The 23,219-nt window shown below is 36.4% G+C and carries 24 protein-coding genes; 15 read left to right on the top strand and 9 right to left on the bottom strand.

The genetic code is table 11. The features are described from left to right. The first annotated feature begins 163 nt into the window (after positions 1-163). The 5 genes from hisA to pyrI are packed head-to-tail and all read left to right on the top strand — an operon-like array spanning position 164 to position 3,378. Positions 164-904: a 1-(5-phosphoribosyl)-5-[(5-phosphoribosylamino)methylideneamino]imidazole-4-carboxamide isomerase gene (gene hisA, locus QZV03_RS09695; RefSeq protein ID WP_296876293.1), complete on the top strand. Its 741-nt coding sequence runs from the start codon at positions 164-166 to the stop codon at positions 902-904. A 1-nt stretch (position 905) separates the two neighbouring features. Then, on the top strand, positions 906-1,367 hold the full coding sequence (locus tag QZV03_RS09700) for an FAD synthase (protein ID WP_296876295.1): 462 nt from the start codon (positions 906-908) through the stop codon (positions 1,365-1,367). An 11-nt stretch (positions 1,368-1,378) separates the two neighbouring features. After that, positions 1,379-2,401 carry an N-acetyl-gamma-glutamyl-phosphate reductase gene (argC, locus tag QZV03_RS09705; protein ID WP_296876297.1) on the top strand — a complete coding sequence of 341 codons (1,023 nt, stop codon included), beginning with the start codon at positions 1,379-1,381 and terminating at the stop codon, positions 2,399-2,401. A gap of 9 nt (positions 2,402-2,410) precedes the next feature. Continuing rightward, complete coding sequence (locus tag QZV03_RS09710; RefSeq protein ID WP_296876299.1) at positions 2,411-2,899, top strand: flavodoxin; 489 nt, start codon at positions 2,411-2,413, stop codon at positions 2,897-2,899. An 8-nt stretch (positions 2,900-2,907) separates the two neighbouring features. Next, positions 2,908-3,378, top strand: coding sequence for an aspartate carbamoyltransferase regulatory subunit (gene pyrI / locus QZV03_RS09715; RefSeq protein ID WP_296876301.1), 471 nt, complete (start codon positions 2,908-2,910; stop codon positions 3,376-3,378). A 7-nt stretch (positions 3,379-3,385) separates the two neighbouring features. Here pyrI and QZV03_RS09720 read toward each other — a convergent pair whose 3' ends face one another. Further along, complete coding sequence (locus tag QZV03_RS09720; RefSeq protein ID WP_296876303.1) at positions 3,386-4,588, bottom strand: GMC family oxidoreductase N-terminal domain-containing protein; 1,203 nt, start codon at positions 4,586-4,588, stop codon at positions 3,386-3,388. Between the two features lie 110 nt (positions 4,589-4,698). Here QZV03_RS09720 and QZV03_RS09725 point away from each other — a divergent pair, with 110 nt between their 5' ends. The 6 genes from QZV03_RS09725 to QZV03_RS09750 all read left to right on the top strand — a co-directional run bounded on the left by QZV03_RS09725 (position 4,699) and on the right by QZV03_RS09750 (position 10,061). After that, the gene (locus QZV03_RS09725; protein WP_296876304.1) at positions 4,699-6,069 is read left to right on the top strand and encodes a TldD/PmbA family protein; all 1,371 of its coding nucleotides are present in this window, start codon (positions 4,699-4,701) and stop codon (positions 6,067-6,069) included. Then, positions 6,070-6,627, top strand: coding sequence for a TIGR00296 family protein (locus QZV03_RS09730; RefSeq protein WP_296876307.1), 558 nt, complete (start codon positions 6,070-6,072; stop codon positions 6,625-6,627). Positions 6,628-6,635: 8 nt separating this feature from the next. Then, on the top strand, positions 6,636-7,661 hold the full coding sequence (locus QZV03_RS09735; protein WP_296876309.1) for an NOG1 family protein: 1,026 nt from the start codon (positions 6,636-6,638) through the stop codon (positions 7,659-7,661). Next, positions 7,630-8,649, top strand: coding sequence for an ATP-grasp domain-containing protein (locus tag QZV03_RS09740; protein WP_296876311.1), 1,020 nt, complete (start codon positions 7,630-7,632; stop codon positions 8,647-8,649). Before QZV03_RS09735 ends, QZV03_RS09740 begins: the two co-directional genes overlap by 32 nt. A gap of 48 nt (positions 8,650-8,697) precedes the next feature. Next, positions 8,698-9,225 (top strand): hypothetical protein, encoded by a 528-nt coding sequence (locus tag QZV03_RS09745; protein ID WP_296876313.1) that lies wholly within the window; start codon positions 8,698-8,700, stop codon positions 9,223-9,225. A 254-nt stretch (positions 9,226-9,479) separates the two neighbouring features. Continuing rightward, positions 9,480-10,061 (top strand): Hsp20/alpha crystallin family protein, encoded by a 582-nt coding sequence (locus QZV03_RS09750; RefSeq protein WP_296876315.1) that lies wholly within the window; start codon positions 9,480-9,482, stop codon positions 10,059-10,061. 37 nt (positions 10,062-10,098) lie between these two features. On the opposite strand, the gene QZV03_RS09755 is transcribed toward QZV03_RS09750, so the two are convergent. Then, entirely contained in the window at positions 10,099-11,109 is a 1,011-nt protein-coding gene (locus QZV03_RS09755; RefSeq protein ID WP_296876317.1) for an SIS domain-containing protein, read from the bottom strand. A gap of 71 nt (positions 11,110-11,180) precedes the next feature. On the opposite strand from QZV03_RS09755, the gene QZV03_RS09760 reads away from it, so the two are divergent. Further along, the gene (locus tag QZV03_RS09760; protein WP_296876319.1) at positions 11,181-11,804 is read left to right on the top strand and encodes a DUF447 domain-containing protein; all 624 of its coding nucleotides are present in this window, start codon (positions 11,181-11,183) and stop codon (positions 11,802-11,804) included. Here QZV03_RS09760 and ade read toward each other — a convergent pair. From ade to QZV03_RS09780, 4 genes are all read right to left on the bottom strand, one after another. Then, the gene (gene ade, locus QZV03_RS09765; protein WP_296876321.1) at positions 11,801-13,516 is read right to left on the bottom strand and encodes an adenine deaminase; all 1,716 of its coding nucleotides are present in this window, start codon (positions 13,514-13,516) and stop codon (positions 11,801-11,803) included. The genes QZV03_RS09760 and ade overlap by 4 nt on opposite strands. 2 nt (positions 13,517-13,518) lie before the next feature. Further along, positions 13,519-14,739: a TIGR00300 family protein gene (locus tag QZV03_RS09770; RefSeq protein WP_296876323.1), complete on the bottom strand. Its 1,221-nt coding sequence runs from the start codon at positions 14,737-14,739 to the stop codon at positions 13,519-13,521. Between the two features lie 238 nt (positions 14,740-14,977). Then, positions 14,978-15,652 carry a zinc ribbon domain-containing protein gene (locus tag QZV03_RS09775; RefSeq protein ID WP_296876324.1) on the bottom strand — a complete coding sequence of 225 codons (675 nt, stop codon included), beginning with the start codon at positions 15,650-15,652 and terminating at the stop codon, positions 14,978-14,980. Positions 15,653-15,681: 29 nt separating this feature from the next. Further along, a complete protein-coding gene (locus QZV03_RS09780) occupies positions 15,682-16,161 on the bottom strand; it encodes a hypothetical protein (RefSeq protein WP_296876326.1) in 480 nt (159 codons plus the stop codon). A 116-nt stretch (positions 16,162-16,277) separates the two neighbouring features. Here QZV03_RS09780 and QZV03_RS09785 point away from each other — a divergent pair, with 116 nt between their 5' ends. Next, a complete protein-coding gene (locus tag QZV03_RS09785) occupies positions 16,278-16,556 on the top strand; it encodes a helix-turn-helix transcriptional regulator (RefSeq protein WP_296876328.1) in 279 nt (92 codons plus the stop codon). 38 nt (positions 16,557-16,594) lie between these two features. Here the strand turns inward: QZV03_RS09785 and QZV03_RS09790 are convergent, their stop codons facing one another. From QZV03_RS09790 to QZV03_RS09800, 3 genes are all read right to left on the bottom strand, one after another. Next, entirely contained in the window at positions 16,595-17,932 is a 1,338-nt protein-coding gene (locus tag QZV03_RS09790) for an NCS2 family permease (protein ID WP_296876330.1), read from the bottom strand. A 128-nt stretch (positions 17,933-18,060) separates the two neighbouring features. Further along, entirely contained in the window at positions 18,061-18,927 is an 867-nt protein-coding gene (gene speB, locus QZV03_RS09795; RefSeq protein WP_296876332.1) for an agmatinase, read from the bottom strand. A gap of 36 nt (positions 18,928-18,963) precedes the next feature. Next, the gene (locus QZV03_RS09800) at positions 18,964-19,359 is read right to left on the bottom strand and encodes a translation initiation factor IF-5A (RefSeq protein WP_296876334.1); all 396 of its coding nucleotides are present in this window, start codon (positions 19,357-19,359) and stop codon (positions 18,964-18,966) included. Between the two features lie 473 nt (positions 19,360-19,832). Between QZV03_RS09800 and QZV03_RS09805 the strand changes: the two genes are divergently transcribed. After that, the gene (locus tag QZV03_RS09805) at positions 19,833-21,689 is read left to right on the top strand and encodes a bifunctional NADP phosphatase/NAD kinase (protein ID WP_296876335.1); all 1,857 of its coding nucleotides are present in this window, start codon (positions 19,833-19,835) and stop codon (positions 21,687-21,689) included. Next, positions 21,686-23,104 (top strand): coenzyme F430 synthase, encoded by a 1,419-nt coding sequence (gene cfbE, locus QZV03_RS09810; RefSeq protein WP_296876338.1) that lies wholly within the window; start codon positions 21,686-21,688, stop codon positions 23,102-23,104. Before QZV03_RS09805 ends, cfbE begins: the two co-directional genes overlap by 4 nt. The last annotated feature ends 115 nt before the right edge of the window (positions 23,105-23,219 follow it).

A 23,219-nucleotide genomic window follows, 5' to 3' on the forward strand; every position in this document is an offset into this window, starting at 1 on the left:
CGGACGAGCAATCGTCCAATCCTATCTAACCCCCCTCATTTAATGCAATTCATCCACGACCTTGAAGAGGTCATGGTATTCTTGCATCATTAGATAAACAATACATATAAAACATTTCAAAACATATAGTTATACTATAATAAAATATTACAGGAAAATCCAAATGTCATTCAATAAAGACGAAATGTTAATAATGCCCGCTGTGGACATAAAAAACGGAAAATGTGTCCAGCTTGTACAGGGCGAACCAGGAAGTGAAATGGTTGAAATAGAAAACCCGGAAAAAGTTGCAAAACACTGGGAGGATTTGGGAGCTAAAAACATCCATGTTATTGATTTGGATGGAACAATCAATGGTGTTGCAAGCTTTGACATCATCAAAAAAATCCTTAATGAGGTTTCTGTGCCGATACAACTTGGCGGAGGAATCAGAAGTGTTGAATATGCACAGCAATTATTGGACCTTGATATTGAAAGATTGATAATTGGAACAATGGGAATTCAACAGCCTGAAACAATTACTGAACTGTCCGAGGAATACGGTTCAGACAGGATAATGATTTCACTTGACAGCAAGGACAACAAGGTGGTCATTAAGGGATGGCAGGAAAAGATAGACAAAAGCCCCGTGGAGCTTTCACAGGAATTCAAGGAGCATGGAGCGGGAAGCATCCTATTTACAAACGTTGATGTTGAAGGGCTTTTGGGAGGATTTTACACAGAACCTGTAGAGAACCTTAAAAAATCTGTGGATTTACCGATTGTTTATTCCGGAGGAATTACAACAATTGATGACATTAAATTATTGAATAAAAGCGGTGTGGAAGGAGTTGTTATCGGTTCTGCACTTTATAAGGATAAGATTGATTTAACTGAAGCTTTAAAATACCAAAAGAGGATATAAAATGAAGATAATGGCGACCGGAACATTCGACATACTCCACCCGGGACATGGCGTTTACCTTGAAGAGTCCAGAAAACTTGGTGGAGAAGATGCTGAGCTTTATGTTGTAGTTGCACGTGATGCAACAGTTGAGAGAAGAAAAAGAGTTCCCATTGTCGGTGAGGACCAAAGATTGGAACTGATTAAAATGCTAAAGCCCGTAACTGACGCTTTTTTAGGTGATGCAAATGGAGATGTCTTTAAGATTGTGCGTGAAATAGACCCAGACATCATCACCGTGGGAGCAGATCAGAATCATGACATTGACAAGCTGCAGGCTGCCATCGACAAGAGGGGCCTGAAGGCCAAAGCGGTCCGTATTGAAAAGTACCGTGACTGTGAACTTGACAGCAGCTGTAAAATCATTAGAAAAATTCAAAATACCGATTTTAAAGGAAAAATTATGGATCATTGTGAAGATTAGGAGATTATGAAATGTTTAAAGTAGCAATTATAGGAGCAAGTGGATATACTGGTGGAGAACTTTTAAGAATGCTTTCAAACCATCCTGAAGTGGAAGTGACAGACATCACTTCAAGACAATACGATGGTGTCCCAGCACATAAAATCCACCCTCATGTAAGGGATTCAGGACTCGTATTTACCAACAAAAGTCCAGGCGATTTGGATGTGGATGTGGCATTTACCGCAACCCCTCACGGAGCATCAATGAAGATTGTTCCTGAACTTTTAGATGCTGGAATGAAAGTGGTTGACTTAAGCGGAGACTACCGTTACCGTGACACTGCCGTTTATGAGAAATGGTACGGCATGGAACACACAGACAAGGAACATAAGGGTGCCTTCGGACTTCCTGAATTATACAGGGACGAGATTAAAAAGGCAAATCTTGTTGCAAATCCAGGATGTTTCCCAACCGGAGCGATTCTATCCTCATACCCATTGGTCAAAAATGATTTGGTCGACAGAATCATCATTGATTCAAAAACCGGAGTAAGCGGAGCCGGAGTCAATCCATCTGCAACAACTCATTACCCGAACATTGCAGACAACGTAAATCCATACAAGATTTCATCCCACAGACACATGTCCGAAATCCAACAGGAACTGCACGGATTTGATGATGTGAAAGTGTCATTCACTCCACATCTCGTACCAGTCAACCGTGGAATCCAAACTACAAGCCACAGCTTTTTAAATGAAGATAATTTAGACATTACACCAGAAGAAATCAGAAAACTATACGAAAATGAATATGGAGAAGAATACTTCATCAAATTGATGGATGAAGGAGAAATTCCTCACCTAAGTTCAGTTCGTGGTTCCAACTTTGTTCATATTGGCGGATTCGAAATAGATGAAACCGGAAGACTTGTAATGCTGTCCTGCATTGACAACCTTGTCAAAGGGGCATCAGGCCAGGCAATCCAGAACATGAACATAATTCTTGGAATTGACGAAACATTAGGATTAAGACATTTAGGTCTTCATCCTTAGGAGACAACAATGCCAAAAGCAATTATCTATTACTCACAAGGTGGAACAACCGATTTGGTTGCAAAAACATTAGCTAAAAACTTAAATGCAGATTTGTTTAGAATTTATGATTTAAAAAACCGTGAAGGTTTTAAAAACAGAATATTTGCTTCAATAAGTGCATTTAGAGAAGCAAAAACTGACATTGTCCCTGCCAAAGTAGATCTGACAGGATACGACACAGTCTATTTTGGAACCCCAACATGGAACGGAAATCCTACACCTGCAATCCTGACCATAATCGACAGATGTGACTTAAGGGCAAAGGACGTTATCCTATTTGCCACAATGGACGCCAACAATGGAGAGTCCAATGTCAACAGGCTTGAAGAAAAGGTAAGGTTGCGTGGTGCAAGGGTAATCGAAAGTTTCACCATCCAAACAAAAAACAAAAGTCCCGAAAAGTTAGTTAGTGACACTGAAGCAATAATTAAAATAAAAGATTTGAAAATGTATTAGGTGTTAAAATGACAAAATCAGAACTGAAAATTAAAGCTATTGAAAACGGTACTGTAATCGACCACATTACTGCAAACAATGCATTGCACATTCTAAAGATTTTAGGTCTTCCAGATGCTGAAACCACAAACGTTACAGTGGCGATGAATGTTTCATCAGCGGAAATTGGAAGAAAAGACATTGTAAAGATTGAAAACAGAGAATTGGATCACGAAGAACTTAATCAGATTGCTTTAATTGCTCCAAAAGCTACAATTAACATTATCCGAGACTTCAAACCAATAAAAAAAGATAAAATAGTTCTTCCGGACAAGATTACATCAATCATCAAATGTACCAATCCGAAATGCATCACAAACTACGAGAATGAACCTATAACACCTATTTTCAACGTTATTGAGAAATATCCTCCAGTAGTCAGATGCCGCTATTGTGAAAAATTAATAAAAACAGAAGATATCGAAAAACAATTCGAATAATCTTCTTTTAATTCTTTAAATAATCCGCTAATCTTTTGGATAATGCAAGTATTGTCAATATTGGTGGTTTTCCAGGAGATATCGGCAGTACACTTGCATCACAAACATACAGATTGGAAATTTCTGTTTCCAGATTGCTGTTTACTATTTTTCCTATAGGCGCGGTTCCTCCAGGATGAGCACCACGATATACTGTTGAGCCTATGGTATTCGGGTCAACACCTGCCTTTTCCAGAATAAATCCTGCAGTAGCCACACCTTCCGCTAGATATCTGATATCGGTTATTGTATTTGTCTTGTAGACATCACCGTCATCGTCAATATACCCTTTGCATTCATCAGGTGTCTTGACCATGATGCTCAATATGTCTTTGTCTGTGACGGAATCATCAGGAATGTTTGAACGGATGAATGATGAAAAATGAGGTGAAAGAACGAAATTTTCACCGACAACCAAACCTGCCATCTGCACTTCAGTATTGAAATTGATGTCTTTCAGGTATCCTCCAACGGAAACGAACGGATCGAAAAACAGCTCACGGCCCGCATTGATTCCAGCACTTCTAAGTATCAGCGCTGATGAGATTGCCCCAGCAGATAAAACAACGGTTTCCCCATAGATTTCCTCTTCACGATTATCCTTAATGTATTTGACACCCTTAATCTTTCCATCTTCACTGATTAGTTCAAATACATCAGCCTCGCATATCAATGTTGCTCCGGCTTCAACTGCCTCGTCAACAAAGTCTTTTCCAGACCATTTTGCGTCAGCCGGACATCCAAATGCACATTTTCCGCATTGTATACAATCATCTTCACGAATCGCCTTCGGCATCTTCATGGTTTTAAGACCCAATTCACGACCTGCATCCAAAAACCTTTGTGTTCCATCACCAATGTGGGAATCATCAAGCTGATGAACGTCAACAAGATTTTCAACATATTCGTATGCTTCTCTCAAATCCACATCATAGTCAAGCAGTTCCTCATCAAGAGCCCTTACCATATTTGACATGGACACTATTGTTGCTCCGCCAATACATGTGGTTGTCAATAAATCTACACTGTCATTGTACTTGTCATAATATTCAAATGCGTCTTTTGATTTAATATAAGGTCCTTTTTCCAGAATGGTCACAGGCAAATCATTTTTTGCAAGTTCCCTTGCAAGAAGTGCTCCACCCGCACCAGTTCCTACAATTATATACATTGCATCACCTAATTTTTTTAACAATTGTTATATTATTTATTCTAATTAATAAACTTTTATTTATTATGTACTATAAAATTAATAATGAATAAATCTTTTTAAGTGATACCATGGAAGAATATATTAATTTATTTGAAAATGTTATTGCAAAAACCAGCCCAAAAGTAGATTACGTAGATATCCGATGTGGAATGGGCGATAATACCTCCATTTTAATGAAAGATGGAAATGTAGATGAAATTAACACTGGAATGAGTTTAGGAACAAGAATTAGAGTGTTAAATAATGGAGCATGGGGTTTTGCATATACAACAGACATATCAAAAATTGACGAAATTACTGAAACTGCATTGAAATTATCCAATTCACTAAAAGGCGATGTGACATTAAGTGAAAGTGACATTATAAAGGATAAAGTTGAAGTTGATGTAAAAATACCATTCAAGGACATATCTATTGAAGAGAAAAGTGAAATAATGAAAGAGGCAAATGATGCCGCAACAATAGATAAGGTTAACAGTACCACCGTAAGTTATGCTGATTCCGAAGTCAAGGAACTTTTCATGAACAGTGAAGGAAGCGAAATTCAAGTCAAAACATCAAGACTCAGAATGGCATTGAATGCATCAGCAACCAACGGTGAAATAATTCAGTTCGGTCATGGAAGCCTTGGCGGAGTTAAAGGTTATGAAATTATCAAGGATGCAGACATCGAAGAGTTCGGAAGAAAAATAGGTGAAAAAGCAGTCAGATTACTTGATGCAAAACCTGCACCATCAGGACAATTCCCAGTTGTGGCAGATTCAGAACTGACCGGAGTGCTTATACATGAGGCATTGGGACATGCAACAGAAGGAGATCTGATTCTTCAAAACGATTCAATCCTAAAGGACAAGCTCGGAGAGCAAATTGCGTCAGACATTGTAAACATCTTTGACGATGCCAGCAGAAAAGACGGATTCGGATACTTCCCATATGACGTTGAAGGAATCAAAACCAAACCAAATCAATTGGTGAAAGACGGAAAACTGATTTCACTTTTAAATTCAAGGGAAACCTCATCCAAACTGGGAATGTCATCATCCGGAAATGCAAGGTCCCTCATTGCAGACCAGCCAATTGTCAGAATGAGCAATACATACCTTCAGCCTGGAGATATGGAAGTTGACGAACTGTTCGAGGACATAGAACATGGAATGTATCTTAAAGGTTCAAGAGGAGGTCAAGTCGATACCGGTAAGGGAATTTTCCAATTCAATGCAGCTGAAGGTTATCTGATTGAAAACGGTGAAATCACAACACCTTTAAGGGACGTGTCACTATCCGGAAACATCCTTGAGACACTCAAAAACATTGATGCAATTGGAAACGATTTCAAATTAAGTGTAGGATTCTGTGGAAAAGACGGTCAAACCGTGCCTGTCGGTGACGGCGGACCACATACAAGAATTCTGAATGCACTTGTAGGAGGAATGGGTTAGATGATAAGTGACAGAGCAGGAAATTTCCTGGTTGAACTTTCAAAGGACACAATCAAACATTTTTTAGAAACCGGAAAACACATGGTGAAACCTGAAGGTTACCCTATTGAACTGGATGAACAACTCGGCGTATTTGTAACATTGAACAAAAATCATAATCTGAGAGGATGCATCGGTTATGCAGAACCTATAAAACCTGCAATTGACGCAACTATGGAAGTTGCCCTGGCAGCCGCATTCAACGATCCAAGATTTCCACAACTGAAAAAAGAGGAATTTAATGATTTGGACTTTGAAGTTACAGTTCTGACAAAACCGGAAATCATAGAAGTTGCACATCCAGACCAGTACTTTGATGAAATTGAAATAGGCCGTGACGGGCTGATTATCCAGAAAGGTTATGCAAGAGGACTGTTGCTTCCACAGGTTGCAGTTGAAAACGCATTCACCACTGAAGACTTTTTAGAACACACATGCATGAAAGCGGGAATAAGCGCAGACAGCTGGATGGATGAAAGCTGTGACGTTTACAGATTCCAAGGACAAATTTTTAAATAGTGATTAACATGATGATACCAACAATACCAACGACCGATGAACTTCTAGACAAGGGATTCAGCCGTGGTAAAAAACAAGCGGACTTAATAAGAAGCCAAAAGATACCAAAACATTTGAAAGGAAAAAGAATTGAAGAGAGAAGAGTAGTCACTTCTTGTCAGGTCATTAAAGATAAATTAAAATCAATTTTAGATGCAGTACCTGAAATTGAAAGCCTACACCCATTCTATCAGGATTACATTGACATTACAGTAGGTGTGGACGATATGAAACAAGCTCTTGGAGGGCTTAATTGGGCTTATGGAATTATTACTCAACTTGAAAAGGAATACGGTTCCAAAATCAGAAAAAATCCTTCTGAAAAGGCAACTGCATTGCAAAAGCAGGCCTACGGAAGAATCGTATCTGTTGTCAACAAGATTAAAAAGGACCTGGACTTTTTGGATTTTGCAAAACAGAACCTGAGAAACATGCCGACAATTGACTTTGATGCGACAACCATAGTCATTGCGGGCTTTCCAAATGTGGGAAAATCCACACTTCTAAGACAGATTACCGAAGCGGAACCTCAAGTTGCAAATTATCCATTTACAACCAAAGGTATTCAGATAGGCCATACCGAACGCCACTGGAAACACATTCAGATTATTGACACTCCAGGGCTTTTAGACAGACCTGTTCTGGAGATGAACGATATCGAAATGAACGCTATCGTTGCATTGGAACATCTTGCCGATGCAATACTGTTTATTTTTGATGCATCAGAAACCTGCGGTTTCCACATGGACAACCAGTACAATCTCTTAAAGCAAATCGAAAAGATCTTTTCAGAAATTCCAGTAGTTTACCTGTTCAACAAAATGGATTTGATTGAAGATACCCAATACCTTAAGGAATTCATAGACGATGAGGAAAACTCAATATTCATTTCTGCAATCGAGGGAGAGGGCATCGACAAAATAAACAAAAAAATCGATTCCATAAAAAAAATCGAAAGAAACTTTGAAGACGAAGAAGACGACGAGTATTATTAGGGGAAGAATTGAAATTAGAAACATCATTGTTGTTGACTGTATTTCCTCAGGAACAAACTACATTGAGGTTATTATCAATAGAGGATATAAACCAGTAGTTCTTGAACTGCAACCAGGTGGAGCAGATTCAGAGGAATATAATAAAAAAATGCAATCAAATTATGATAGAATCAAATATGATTTTAATTTGATTTATGAAAAGGACACCTATGAAGAAACCCTTGAAATGGTAAGGGAATTGGATCCGTTACTAATTGTTGCGGGAAATGAACGTGGAGTCATACTGACAACCAAGTTATCTAATGATTTGAACCTTTTAGGTACACCAATTGAAAATTTAGATGCTATGACCCTTAAGGACAAAATGCATGAACGACTTAAAGATGCTGGTCTTCGATACATTAGGGGAAAAGTAGTAACTTCAATTGAAGAGGGGATTGAATTTTATGAATCCGAATCATTAAATGAAGTCATAATCAAACCTGTATACAGTTTCTGCTCTGTTGGAGTTCGAACATGTTTGAACAAAGAGGAACTAATTAATTCCCTAGAGGAATTGTTTAAAAGGCACAATGCCTATGGTGATGAACTCACTGAACTTCTGATTCAGGAAAGAATTAACGGTGAAGAGTATATCGTAAACACAACTTCATGTGAAGGCGTTCCACGCCTGATTTCAATGTGGAAATATGAAAAGATTAAAACCTCAGAGGGAGCAGTTGTTTATGACACCATAAGGTCCATGAATAATTTAAACCTTGGCGAAGTTGAAATGATAGAATATGCTTATGACGTAGCCCGTGCAATCGGAATCGAATATGGTCCAATCCATGGAGAATATATGATTGATGAAAATGGACCGGTTTTAATTGAAGTGAACTGCAGACCTGCAGGTTTAAGCATGACAACTGAATTTTTAGACCAGATTTTCGGCCAACATGATACCGATTCCATTTTGGATTCATATTTAAATCCACAACGGTTTTAAGAACAAAGAAAACAATTTTACAGACCTGTTGGACATGGAGCCGTAAAATTGTTTATTGCACCTGAAGACATACTGGCCAAATCATCCCCGATGACCAACATGTCTACTTACCTGAAAAGTTATTACAGCACTACACTACACAACATTAACGAAACAGAACTATTTGTAAAGACTGAAGATTTAAATACAAGCTGCGGAATTGTTTTTTTAGCCCATAAATATTTCAGCGTTGTTAATGAGGATATTGAATTTTTAAGAAGTGTTGAAAAAAATGCATTTGAACTGGTGTTGAACAGAGAAGCCGATGAAAACTACAACTTGGATGAAGAAAAGATCATCAATGACCTTAAAAATATCATTGAGAATACTGACAAATATGGAAACGGATTACTGATAACCGACCAGGAAATTAGCGATGTTAACATCCTACAAGTCAATTCAGAAAATGTCAACAATCTTCATGGGCATTTTGATTACATCCTTCTAAATTTAAATCATAGCCTAATCAATGTGGACAATGAAAGAGCTGTTGAATCCATCCTAAAAATAATCTCATATATCAAGTTGGAGGAGTAATATTCATCCCAAAAAGCACATATGATTATATTCCTGGTGGAAGAAAAGGAATGGAAGCACTAGTTAAAAATATGGACTTAAACATTGAAGCTCCACCATTTGGAATTAAAGATGCAGTTATTGCATCAAAAACCAATTAAGAAAAAAGTATCAATTTTAGTAACTTTTAGTTACAATAATCGATAGATTTATATACTTCAAAAAGTAATTAAAATATACTTGTAAATAAACTCATCTAAAGGAGCGTGAAAAATATGGTAGATTCTGAAACCATTGAAGCAAAAGTTTCTGATAAAAAAGAAAAAATCGATGAAAAAATCGATGAAGGCAAAGAAAAAATTGATGAGACCAAAGAAAAAATCGAGGACAAAAAAGAGAAAAGCAAAAACATCGCAGATAATGTCATGAACGATTTATACACAAGCATCGATGAATTCAAAGACTACATTAAAAACATGCAAAAAAGTGCGGACAAAAAATATGCAGATTACAAAAAATCAACCGTCCAAACTTTAGACATTGATCTTGTAGAAACCAAAGACATTTACTACATCAAAGCAGCAGTTCCTGGTGCAGAAAAAGAAGATGTTTTAATTGAAGCTGGAGACAATGACATAACCATTGAAACCACATTCAAACCTTACATTGAAGAATTTGCTGAAGACGAAGAAGCTGAATTAATTGCATCTTCAATCAAATCAGGCAGATGCGTAAAAACCGTAAGATTTGAAACCAGCATTGATTTAGAAAACATCACTGCAAAATTCTCAAACGGAATAATCATCGTAACTATTCCAAAATTAATTATACCAAAACATAAAGTAAATGTGGAATAGATTCCACATTAAATTTCTTTTTTTTAAAAATTAACACTTAATACCTGACTTTACCAATGTGTCTGGTAGCACCAGGGTCTTCGCCGTTGAAATGTGCCAAGTAGTAAATGAACCATTCCAAAGGAATTACCAATACAAATGGTGATAATAACTTGTCAACATCTGCATAGTCTTTCAGTTCATAGATTATTGATTTTAATTTGAGGTTTTCTGAAAATTCAATAGCCTTATCTGTAATTTCATCGGATTCAAAATCAGACCTTAAAAATATGATAGGCACATCCTTTTCGGCTCTTTCAATCAATCCGTGTCTGAATTCAGCTGAATATTCTGGACATGCATGTTTGATTGCGCCTTCCATAAGCATTGTCATTGCAAGCTTGTAGGCAAGACCGAAGTTTGGTCCTGAACCTAAACAGTAAAAGATATCCTCTTTTTTAAAGTCCTGTGCCAATAACCTGTTTTCATATTCAGTGCTTTTCAATAAATCTTCAATGATATCAGGCATTTCGGCTAATTGAGCCAGCAATTCATCTTTTGCTTCATAATCTGAAGCGGAAAATAAAATCTGATATAAACAGGCAAGTTGAGTAATATATGTTTTGGTACCCAGTATTGCGGTTTCAGTTTCACATCTAGTTACAATTGGAGTTTTAGCTTCTTTAATCATTGAACTATCAGGTTCGTTTGAAATTGAAACTGTGTGTATGTTAAATTCGTTTGCCCTTCTGAGTGAAGCAAGGGTATCTGCAGTTTCACCTGATTGTGATGTGAAAATAGCAATAGAGTTTTCATTATCAACTAATTTCTTATTATAATAAAATTCATAGCCAGTGTAAACTTCAATGTTTAGATTAGTGCTGGACATTCTTATTGCATCCCTAACACTGTAGCAAGTTGAAATAGAACTTCCGCAACCAATTAAATATACCTTATCAACATCTGAAATTGATTTTGAAACTTCTTGCATTGTTGACATTTCACTTTCAAAAGTTCTTCTAAGTGAGTCAGGTTGTTCCATCATCTCATCATACATTTTATATTTCATAGCTTAAACTCCTAAAATTAAATATTATAATTAATATATTGTATAACAATATATAAAAAGGTTTTTTTATTATGAATAATTTAGATTTAATTGGAATGGAAAAGGGCAGACAGTATGAGACAATAATCACAACAAAAAACAAAGACGGTAGCAAAAATGCTGCGCCAATCGGCGTGATTTGTGCGGGAAATGATAAAATCATTAATAGAATTTTCAAAGGCAGCCATACATTAGACAACATTATCCGTGAAAAGGAGTTTACCGTAAATATAACTCATGATTCTGAATTATTTACCATTTCAACACTCGGCAATTTGCCTCAGGATTATTTCAATGAAGATTGCTCAATTAAAACAGTTAAAGCCTATTTCAAATGTGAAGTCATAAAATTAACTGAGGCAATAAAGCAAAGCGATCCGATTAAAAAGAAAGACGAAGCAATTGTCATCAAATCCCGTGTGGTTGATTTGACAATCAAAGAAAATGTCCAGGCATTGAACAGGGCTTTCGGATATGTTATCGAAACATTAACCAATTTTACCCGTTTTGATTTGGTTGATGAGACAAAAAAAGAAGAATATCTGAATCATTTTAGAGAAGCAAATCGTGTTGTTTTAAAGGTTGGTCGAAAAGAAGACATTAAGGCAATGCAAGAAATAAAAAAAGAATTAATTAAAAAAGGTTTTGAACCTTAATTAATAATTACATCCATAAATTCAAAATTATCCCCATCAAACAATCCCTGATCTGAGATTTTAATTGACGGAATTACCAGCAATGCCATGAATGCCATTGTCATGAATGGGGATTTAAGCCTACAACCCAAAGCAGACACTATGTCATGCAGTACACCCACCTTTTCAGCCACATCATATGCATCATCATTAGACATCAAACCAGCAATAGGAAGAGGTAATGAATCAGTGAAATCTTGACTGACAACAGCTATACCTCCCTTATTGTCAATTACCTGATTCACCGCTTGAGCCATTTCCTCTGAAGTGTAACCTATAACGATTATATTATGTGAATCATGAGCAACTGATGAGGCTATAGCACCTTTTTTAAGACCAAACCCTTTAATGAAAGCATTGGCAACAGCGTTACCTCCATAACGTTCCACCACAGCAATTTTCAAGACATCCTGAATGAGACTAGATTGTACGATTCCATCCTTGGTTTTTAGCTTTGCAGTGGTTTTCTTGGTCAATAAATCCCCGTCAATGCACTCGATTACATTGACTTCACATTCATCACCATCATAGTGTATGTCAAAGTCACTTGCAGTTTTCTTGGATGCATTTATACTATTGTGAGCATCAATATCGGGAACGTCAAATAATACGTTTTCCCCATCGAAGACACATTCCCCAGCAATATATGTTTTTTTAATGTTTAAATTAGATATGCTGTCCACTATTATGTAGTCCGCTCGTGCACCCTCAACAATGGCGCCACAGTTTAAGCCATAGTGATATGCAGGGTTTATAGTCACCATATTAATTGCCTTTAAAGGGTCAATTCCTAATCTGATTGCTTTTTTTACAGATTGATTTAAGTGACCTTTGATTAAATCATCCGGATGTTTGTCGTCACTGACTATGAAATCAAATAACGGAGAGTATATTTTATTCTCGAATATATCAGTATAAAATACACCTAATAATTCTGGATTTTCTATACTTTTCTTACCTTCCTCCACATTGAAAAGTTCTTCCATATCCAATGCGGATGACCCGTCACGTGCCATAATTTTGACACCTTTAAGCTTTTTCTCAAGAGCTTCTAAAATAGTACTGCATTCATGGTCAGTACTTATACCTGGCTCAAGGTATTTATCCAAATCTTCACGAGAAACCAATGGCGCATGACCATCGATAGGTTTTCCATAAACATGGGCCAACTCCAATTTCCTATGAACTTCCGGATCACCATTAATAACACCAGGATAATTCATCATTTCTCCCAATGCAACAACTTCCTCTTTTTTAAGCAATACTTCTATATCATCTGAATCCACAGTTGCGCCAGAAGTCTCAAAGGTAGTGGCCGGAACACAAGAAGGTGCAGTGAAATAAAAATTAAACGGCACCTGTTTAGCATTCTCAATCATTGCGTCAACACCAGCTACCCCCATAACATTAGCTATTTCATGAGGATCGCAAACAACGCCAGTGGTACCGTGGCGAACTGCAATTTTAGCGAACTGAGCAGGTGTTAACATACTACTTTCAATATGAATATGAGAATCTATGAATCCTGGAATCATCAATCCAGGTACATCAAGAATTGTCCTTTCATTTACAATTATTGGAGTAACTTTCTTAAAAATTCCATTTTCAACTGTTATTCTTGCAGGATAAATAGTATCAGACACAACATCAAGAATATACGCTGTAAAAGACATGATTATTCCTCATTTAAAGCATTATAAAGAAGTGGCAGGAACGTACCTATATCAGTAACGATTCCGACAACCTGTGCACTTCCCCTGTCAGACAGTTTGGTAACTGTGGATGGATTGATATCCACACAGATACTTTTAACTCTTGAAGGAAGCAGGTTACCAGTTGCAATTGAATGAAGCATTGTTGAAATCATTAAAATCATGTCAACTTCCTGAGCATACTTTCTCATTAGTTTTTGTGCCTCAATCACATCAGTGATAACATCAGGCAAAGGCCCATCGTCACGAATTGAACCTGCCAGTACAAATGGAACATCGTTTTTGATACACTCATACATGATACCTCCAGTCAAGGTACCGTCCTCAACAGCTTTTCTAATGGAACCTGAATTGTTAATTCTATTGATGGCCCTCATATGATGAGTGTGACCATGAGCTACAATCTTACCGGTTTCAACTTCAATACCCAATGAAGTACCGAAGAGATTGGACTCAATATCGTGAGTAGCCAAAGCATTACCTGCCATTATCACATCAATGTAGCCTTCCTTGATAAGTTCAGCAAGATACTTTCCTGAACCTGTGTGAACAATAGCCGGTCCCCCAACGATACCAATCTTTCCACCTTTAGCCTTGATTTCCTTCATTTCTTCTGCAATACCATTGATAAGATTCATTAAAGGTTTTTCAGAGGAAACTTCACTGTTCATGAACTCAAAGACTTGCTGTTCGTCACGTGACCTGTGAGGAGGTGTAACCCTAACACCATCCAAACCTACAACAATCTTATCGCCGGCCTTAATCTCAGCAATAGGTTTGACAAAAGCCCTATTTTCATCTTCATCAACAACAACCAGACAGTCCATTTCGATTTCTTCAACAGGAATCCAGTTTCCCTTATAAAATATGTGGGTTGTATGATTGGATGATGAATAGAAACCTTCAGGAGCAACCTTATCCTTGGTTGATGCAACGAGATTTACCTCTTTGATATCATCAATAGATGCACCGAGTACAGACAATTCATCTAAAATTGATTCAAGCAATTCGGGAGTTTTGGCTGATACTTCGATTTTCGCATGACTTGTGTCTGATTTTTTTCGCCCAACATCAATTTCCAAAATATCAAATTCTCCGCCTTTGTCCATAATAATGCCCATTGTCCGGGTTAAGGTCAATGAATCAATAATATGGCCTGAAAGCTCAATAGTTCTTTTATTCATAACAATATGCTCCATTTTTTATTAATATAATAAATATGTTTTTGGTGATATTTAATGATATTGTTAATTGAAAAGAATTATAAATAAAAATTAAAAATAAAAAAAAACATTGCAGAAGAATTAATAGTGGAACAGTAATTAATATCCACTATTTAGTTAGATTCTACAATGATAAAAATTTTCATCTGATGATTAACAATATTTTAATGCAATTAATCAGATGAATTTATGATTTAATTTATTCGATTTTAGTTCCACATTCGCCACAGAATTTCATATCTGGGGCAACTTCGGCACCGCAACCCGGACAGGTTTTATCCGGTTCATTCATAGGATTTCCACATTCACTACAAAACTTTGTACCAAGAGGTACGTTGGCACCACAATTAGAGCAGGTAGCTGTTAATGGAGAACCACAGTTTCCACAGAATTTTGTATCTTTATTATTTGCAGAATTACAATTAGGACACATTATCTGATTTTGGTTAGCCCCAAATGAATTCATCATTACAGTACTGCCTCCACCTATTAGAAATTTTTCAATATGTTCAAATATCTCATTAGGCAATTTTTTCTGATTATAAGCACCCACTGCAGCAGTAACTGCAAGAGGAGCAAATAAAACCATACCTACAGCACCAGCACCAATTTTATCAGACCATTCACCATTTCCAATATTTACTGTTATGGTATCACTAACTTCAACTATTTGTACTTGGATTGCCATAGTCATACCTGCAAGCTTTTTCCAGCTTGATCCTTCGTGCTCTTTTGCTTGCACAAAATAGCCATCTGGAGTTTGGGTACCTTCAGTGGTTAAGTTTTTTTCACTCCGTAAAAAATTTTCAACTTCTTTTCCTACAGAACTTGCATTAAATCCTTCAGGCAATTTAAAAACTTTTGATTCCGCCATATAATTCCTCCAAAATTAGTCATGAAAATTTAAAATTCCACAGAATTTATGAAACTTTTTAAATCATCCAAATTATTTCCTTCCACACAAACCATTTCTTTAGCATCATCTGAAGAAATACCTACAAGGTAAAGGCCATCTGAAGACCCGCCAGCAGTATTATTCCAAATATATACTTTTCCTTCAATGGATGGTTCATCCATAAACACAGAATTAGATTTTAACATTTTTGGTAGATAATCAGTAATATTCTCTGCTTTGAAGTCAGGAGCCATATTTGATTCATTATAATAGAAAACACTAATATTTTGTCCAGCATATTCTGCATTAGCGCTTAATTTTGCAGAAAATTGTCCTTCTTTAACAGGATTGGTAAAGTTTTCATCTACAGGTACATTCATTTTAAATAAACCATCAAAATCATGATTTGTAGTTTCAACTGCATATACACTAGCTAATGAGATAACTACTGCAAATACAGCAAGTAAAGTAATAATTTTTTTGTTCATTTAATTACCTCCCATTTGTAATAATAATTTTAGTATACACATAATATAAACATTGCTATTAGCATGCTAATATCATATAGATATCTATTATATAGCTAAAATTAAAATTTCTAACTATGAGCAATAAAGACGACATGAGTATTGTATCACTTCTAGCTCGCTCCAAAAAAAGAATCAAAGTCCTAAAATCACTAGAAAAGGAAGACAAGATACCATCTAAAATAAGCAAGGACATTGATGACAATAGCAACCATGTTTCCAAATATCTGAAAACATTAAAGGAAGCTGAGTTAGTTGAATGTCTAAATGAGGAAGACAAAAGATACAGATTCTACAGCATCACAGATAAGGGAAAATACTATCTTGACAAAGTAGAAAAGAATTATCAAGAATAATTTAAAAAAAGAAAAAAAATAGACTCATGGTCATGAGTCTAAAGTCCGAAGAACAAGTATATCAGGAATATTATAACCATTAACCAGATACCCCAATTTAACTCCCTTGTTTTTCCACTGGCGACGCTAGCGACTGCATATACAACGAATCCCCAAGCAATACCTAATGAAATGGAGTAAGTTAAAATCATCATGATAATGGTCATGAATACTGAAGCTGCTACAACAAGATTGTCCCATTCAACTTCTTTTAATTGCACAATCATCAATATACCTACAATAACAAGTGCTGCACAGGTAACAGGTGAAGTAAACAATCCTAATACCAATGGTGCAAAGAATATTGATAAAATGAATAAAATACCGGTAACAATAGCGGTCAAACCGGTTTTACCACCAAGTCCAATACCTGTTGCACTTTCAACATATGCTGTAACTGTACTTGTACCGAATATAGCACCTATAATACCACCAACAGCATCTGCGAGGAATGCATTTTCAATTCCAGCAGCTTTTCCTTCTTCGTCAATGAATCCGCATTGTTTACCTAATGCCATCAAGGTTCCTGTTGTATCAAAGAATGTAACGAACACAAGTGAGAACAGTATCATGAGAAGGTTTGGAATATTAGAGAACAATTGTCCAAATCCTTTCATAAATCCGGCGAATAGTGACAGGTCAAAACTAGTAGTAATGAAATGAGCCGGCACTGCAGGCATTAACATGTCTCCTTTACCGAATCCCACTGCGGTAAATATTACACCGATAATAGCAGTAATGACCAAACCTACAAATACCGCTGCAGGGAATTTCCTGACATATAATATCAATGTGATAAGAACACCAATCAATGCAAGAAGTGCTGGAGCAGCCATAAGGCTTCCCATTGAAACCAAAGTGGATGGATCATCTACGATGATTCCTGCACCTTTAAGACCTAAAAATGCCAGGAAAAATCCTATTGCCGCACCGATACCGAGTTTCAAATCAAGTGGAATGATGTTTAGAATAGCTTCCCTTAAACCGGAAACTGTGATTATTAAAAAGATTATGCTTGAAATGAATACCGCAGCAAGTGCAGTTTCCCAAGTGTTTCCCATAGTTAAAATGATTGTATAAGTAAACAACGCATTTAGTCCCATACCTGGAGCCAATCCGACTGGATATTTAGCAACTAGCCCCATAATTATACAAGCTATACCGGAAGCAACAGCTGTTGCAAAAAATACTCCGGTAGCAGGCATTCCACCATCTGCCAAAATTACTGGGTTTACACCTAAAATGTAAGCCATAGCAAGGAATGTGGTGATACCTGCGATTATTTCAGTTTTAAAATCAGTCCCATTTTCCTTAAATTTAAAAAAATTGTCCAACATATAACACCTCTACGAAAAAAATATTCGTTAGATGTTATTATTTATTTAAAAAAAGTATATTAAATTTAACGATTAATCATGAACAAATAAATTTGAAAAAAAAATATTTTAGATTATTTTAAAAGGACTCATTTAACCAATGTTAAAAAGTCATATATTATCTTAGCCGCAACGACAGCAGTATTCTCGCCCAATCTGTCAGTGGCAGTTTCAACAACATCCAAACCAACAATATTCTTATTAGCCAATGTTTCAATGATGGATTCAACTTCATGAATAATCAATCCGTCTGGAGTGGGATTGCCTACACTAGGCGCAATGGCCGGATCAATTACATCCATATCGATTGAAATGTAAATAGGACCCTCGATATTTATCAGATAATATTCGATGGCATCCATGTGCTTGTGGACGTCCCTATTCTTAAATGTCTGAATATTGTAAGTGGATTTAACGAATTCCTCCTCATCCAAAGATGCGGACCTTATTCCAATCTGTACCAGGTCAACACCCATCTCATGAGCCCTTCTCATGACGGTAGCATGGGAGTACTTCTCTCCAATGAATTCGAAGGCAAGGTCCCTGTGGGCATCAAGATGCACTACAGTTAACTTTCCATATTTCTCAGTTAATGCCCTGATTGCACCGATGGATGCGGAATGTTCACCTCCAATTATGATTGGCTTTAGATTCAAATCCAAAAGTTCATTAACGGTTTCTTCAATGATTTCACAGGTTTTTTCACAATTTCCCGGAATGACATTGACATCACCGAAATCATAAAAAGTAGTTGATAAATCTCTATTAAAAATAGTATTGTATTTTTCAAAACCGAATGAGGCCTCACGAACGACAATCGGTCCTAAACGTGAACCGGAATGATAAGAAGTAGTGCTATCAAATGGAACACCGATTATTCCAAATGAATTTTCAATTATTTCATCATTTTCTTGAGAAAATGCGAATTTCCATGGTTCATAAGTATTTAAAAGCATAATGTATCTAAAAAAAGGAAAAATAAAAAAGAGAACTTATGATCCTCTAGTTCTCATTATTTTCATATTTCCCATTGCAACAATGTATTCGACTTCTCTACCTTCAGTGATTTCATCTTTTAAGTCTTCAGGCATTGGTAAGTCAATGGTATCATAGTTTTCCATATCCATGATTTGTACATTGTCACCTTGGATTGAGATAACTTGTCCTAATCTTTTGTCGATGATAGGAGTATCTACTTTAGTATCTACAGGTTTAACTAAACTTCTTTTTTGATTATCGAAAATTCCAACAGCTTCAATTCTTGCTTTAGCAGCTCCGTGTTTACCCGGAGATGAAGTAGTGTAACTAATGATTTTACAAGCTTCTCCGTTTAAAACGATATATTTTCCAACTTTTAATGTTTTAATTTCTACAACTTTTGTTGACATTAATTTTCCTCCATTTTATTTAAAAACCGGTTTTTAATCTTATAATAAGGAATATTATTAGATTAATATAAATTATCTTTTCCATTTTATATAAAGTATTCGTTTATAGGCAATTTTGAATAGAATTTGAAAACAAAAAATACAAACTTAAACAGAAAATAGATAGTAAAAATAACCTTAAATGATAAAAAAAGCTATTTTTAAAAAGTGAAATACAAAAATGAAATTGAAATAAATTTTAATCCAAAATCATTATTTATTAAATACTTTAGATTATTTATATATTGAAAAACATAATTAAAATTAAGTGATATATGAGAATACTCATCGTTTCGAAAAGATGAAAGACCAACAATTAATGCCTTTGAAAATACAGAAAACATGAGAAGAATTGGTGAGGTAATCTCATTAGAGTTTCCTGTAGATTACCGGAAATGCCGAAATTCATGAATTAGCTATCGTGAGTGATTAAAATGGATGATAAAACCAGAAAAATTGCAAAAAGACTAGCAAATAAAATTATACGAGAAGTTGGGCCTGCAGTAAGGGAATATGCAGGTACCGAATTGGGAGGAACCGAAGTCAAAACAGGAGCAGACGGTACCCCAACATCATATATCGATCAAGTTGCAGAAGAAAAAATCATAAATATTTTAAAGAATGCTGATGTTTTATCATACCTGGTCAGTGAAGAAGTTGGAGAGTTGAAACTTGGAAAGGGAACAAAAAGAAGCGTTGTCCTGACCCAGGAATTGAGACGAACCGACCTGAAGGAAGATGAAATTCCGAAATTCATATTCCTGATTGATCCTGTTGATGGAACCAGCAACGCAATAAAAGAAATCCCCGCCTATGCGATTTCAATTGCAGTTGCCGACGTAAATCAGGGACGTGTAGCAACAATTAACGATGTTGAACTTGGTTTTTTATATAACCTGGCAAACGGTAACTTTTTTGAAGCCGAAAAGGGAAAAGGATGTAAACTGAACAATGAAAAGGTAAAACCTAGTAAGGTAATAAAAGTCAACCAGATGACTCTTGGAGGATTTACAAAGACAGGAACATCCGAGGCTTCCAAACTGGTCGACAGCGCAAGGCGTATGAGAGTGCTTGGAAGTGTGGTTTTGGAGCTTTCATATGTGGCAAGCGGAAAATATGACGCTTTTCTTGATTTAAGGGGAAGTAGAATAATCGACATTGCGGCCGGAAAGCTGATTCTTGAAGAGGCAGGAGGAATAATAACCGATAAATACGGCCAAAAAATCAACAATGTATTGAGCATCTATGAAAAAACAATCGTTGTTGCTGCAAACAACGAAATAATGCACAAAGAAATCATTGACATATTGAATAACAATCAGGCCGACATAATCGGTAAAATAGGAATCATCTCAAGGATTGACAAGAAGGTGCCTATACTCTTCGCAGCCAAGATTATAGACTATGTCCTGACAAGCGGATGCGAAGTTGTAATCGAAAGGAGACTGGCACAAAAATTGGTTGAACTCAAGGACAATCCAGAATTGGATAAAATCAAGCAGGACGCAAAGGAAAACTATCCTGAAGTTGCCCACATGCTTGACGATATCGATTTAAACATTGATTATGAAAAGTTAAGTGCTGAACTCTTTGACTTTGACTGTGACATGGCAACTATCCTTGGAGGGGACGGAACACTTCTTAGAGCGCAGTCCAGAATGAACCCTGAAATTCCACTATTCGGCATCAATATGGGAACAGTGGGATTCTTAACAGAAATTGAAGTGAAGGACACCTTTGAGGCATTGAGAGAAATCCTAAAAGGAAACTACTATAAGGAAAAAAGGACCCGTCTTGTAGTTTCACACGAAAACCACAATTTCACCGCAATGAATGAAGTGGTGATAATGACAAATCAGGCAGCAAAGATGCTGCATTTTGAAATTCAGGTTGACGGAGAAATAATCGAGGAAGTCAGAGCGGACGGTTTAATCGTTTCAACCCCAAGCGGATCAACCGCATATTCAATGTCTGCCGGAGGACCTATAGTGGATCCGAAGGTTGAAGGGTTTATTATAATACCTATCTGTCCATACAAACTTGGAGTAAGGCCGTTTGTAGTGTCAGACAATAGTGAAATTACCGTGAAATTGCTTAAAAAGGGTAAAAGTGCAGTATTCGTAATGGATGGCCAAATCACTGAGGAAGCCGATTACGAAGAGGAAATCAAGTTTAACAAATATCGCAAACCGGCATACTTCATCAGAACATCCTCCAAATACTTCTATGAAAAGGTTAAAGACAAACTGAAAGATGGCGGAATAGACGACAACACCCGGTGCCTTAAATGAATAACCTAGTAATCGATTTAACCCACGGAGGCGTGAAAATAGCCACCAGCCTATCCAAAAAAGGAGAAAAGGTTCTGGCTTATGACCTATACAATACACTGAAAAGCAAGGATTCAGAAATGCTTCAAAATTACGGCGTTAAATTGATTCAACTGGATGATTTAAGCAATTTTAAAGGAGACATGAATGTAATCTATCCCATTCACATGCCCCTGCCTTTCAGTAAAATCAGAAAGCATAATCCTCATCTGAACTACACCTTTAAAACCCATCATGAGGCAGTAAAGGATTTGCTTGAAGGTTGGGGAGATGATTTCGTCAAAGTCGAAATCACAGGAGTGAAGGGAAAAACAACCTCGACATTCATGCTTAAAGAGATTCTGATTGATGAAAATCCACTGATTCTGTCAAGTCTCGGAGCATTGTTATATGATGACAAAAAGGAGATAATCCTAAAAAAGGACATATCAATAACTCCTGCAAACATCAAGGAAACAGTTGACCTTGCATATAAAATCGCAAATCCGATCTGTGAGATAGCGGAAGGAAAAGTCGAAAGTGAAAACAAAAGAAAATACAATTCGGCAATTTTTGAATCATCCCTTGGAGTCAGCGGAATCGGGGATGTTGGACTCCTGTTGAATATTGTGGAAAACTATCCAATAGCCAAAAATCAAAGCACCGCATCTGAAGCCAAAAGGCAAGTTTTCAGATGTCCGTGCGTTTGCATTCAAAAAGAGACAATGGATGAATACTACAAGGATGTCAGACATGACAACATCAACACGTTTTCACTTACGGACACATCATCAAACCTGTTCATCACAAATGCGAATTACTCCCTAGACCAGACAACCTTGGAAATATGCTTCAGAGATGTCAAAACCATTAAAGGCAATAATATTTCAGGTGAAATGAAAGTAAAGACCTTTGCACCGGGACCGCACCATGCAAGCAACGTTCTCGGAGTCGTTTTAACCGGACTTTCTCTTGAAATCGATGAAGACAAAATCATCAAAGGCCTTGAAAATTATAAAGGAATTCCCGGGAGAACCAACAAGAAAACAATTGAAAACTCAACCGTTATTGAAGAAATCAATCCTGGATTGAATACCGAGGCAATAAAGGAATCTATAAACATGATTGGTAATTTAAATGATTACTATATCTCAATTGGCGGAGACTATGGAATTACCTGTGAAGAGATTGATGAGGAAAAACTAACTAATTTTTTAAACACATTAACCGCCGACATAATTTTGACCGGAGAACTGGGCTTTTCAATTAAATCAAAATTAACTAAAAAAGCGACATATATTGAAAACTATAATGACGTTTACGATATGGCAATAAACAACAATAAGAATCTTCTTTTCATTTACAGATCAGATTACCGTAAAGTTTCACAAAGATGAATTTTACCATTAATTGAAGTCTCTTTCAAAAACTTGTGTGATTTGAATTTGCGCTAGTTTTTGAGTCACAAATTTTTTTCGTTCTATTTTTTCTTTATTTTTAATTTAAAAGCAG

Origin of the sequence: uncultured Methanobrevibacter sp. (assembly GCF_902788255.1) — an archaeon.
Taxonomy (GTDB): Archaea; Methanobacteriota; Methanobacteria; order Methanobacteriales; family Methanobacteriaceae; genus Methanocatella.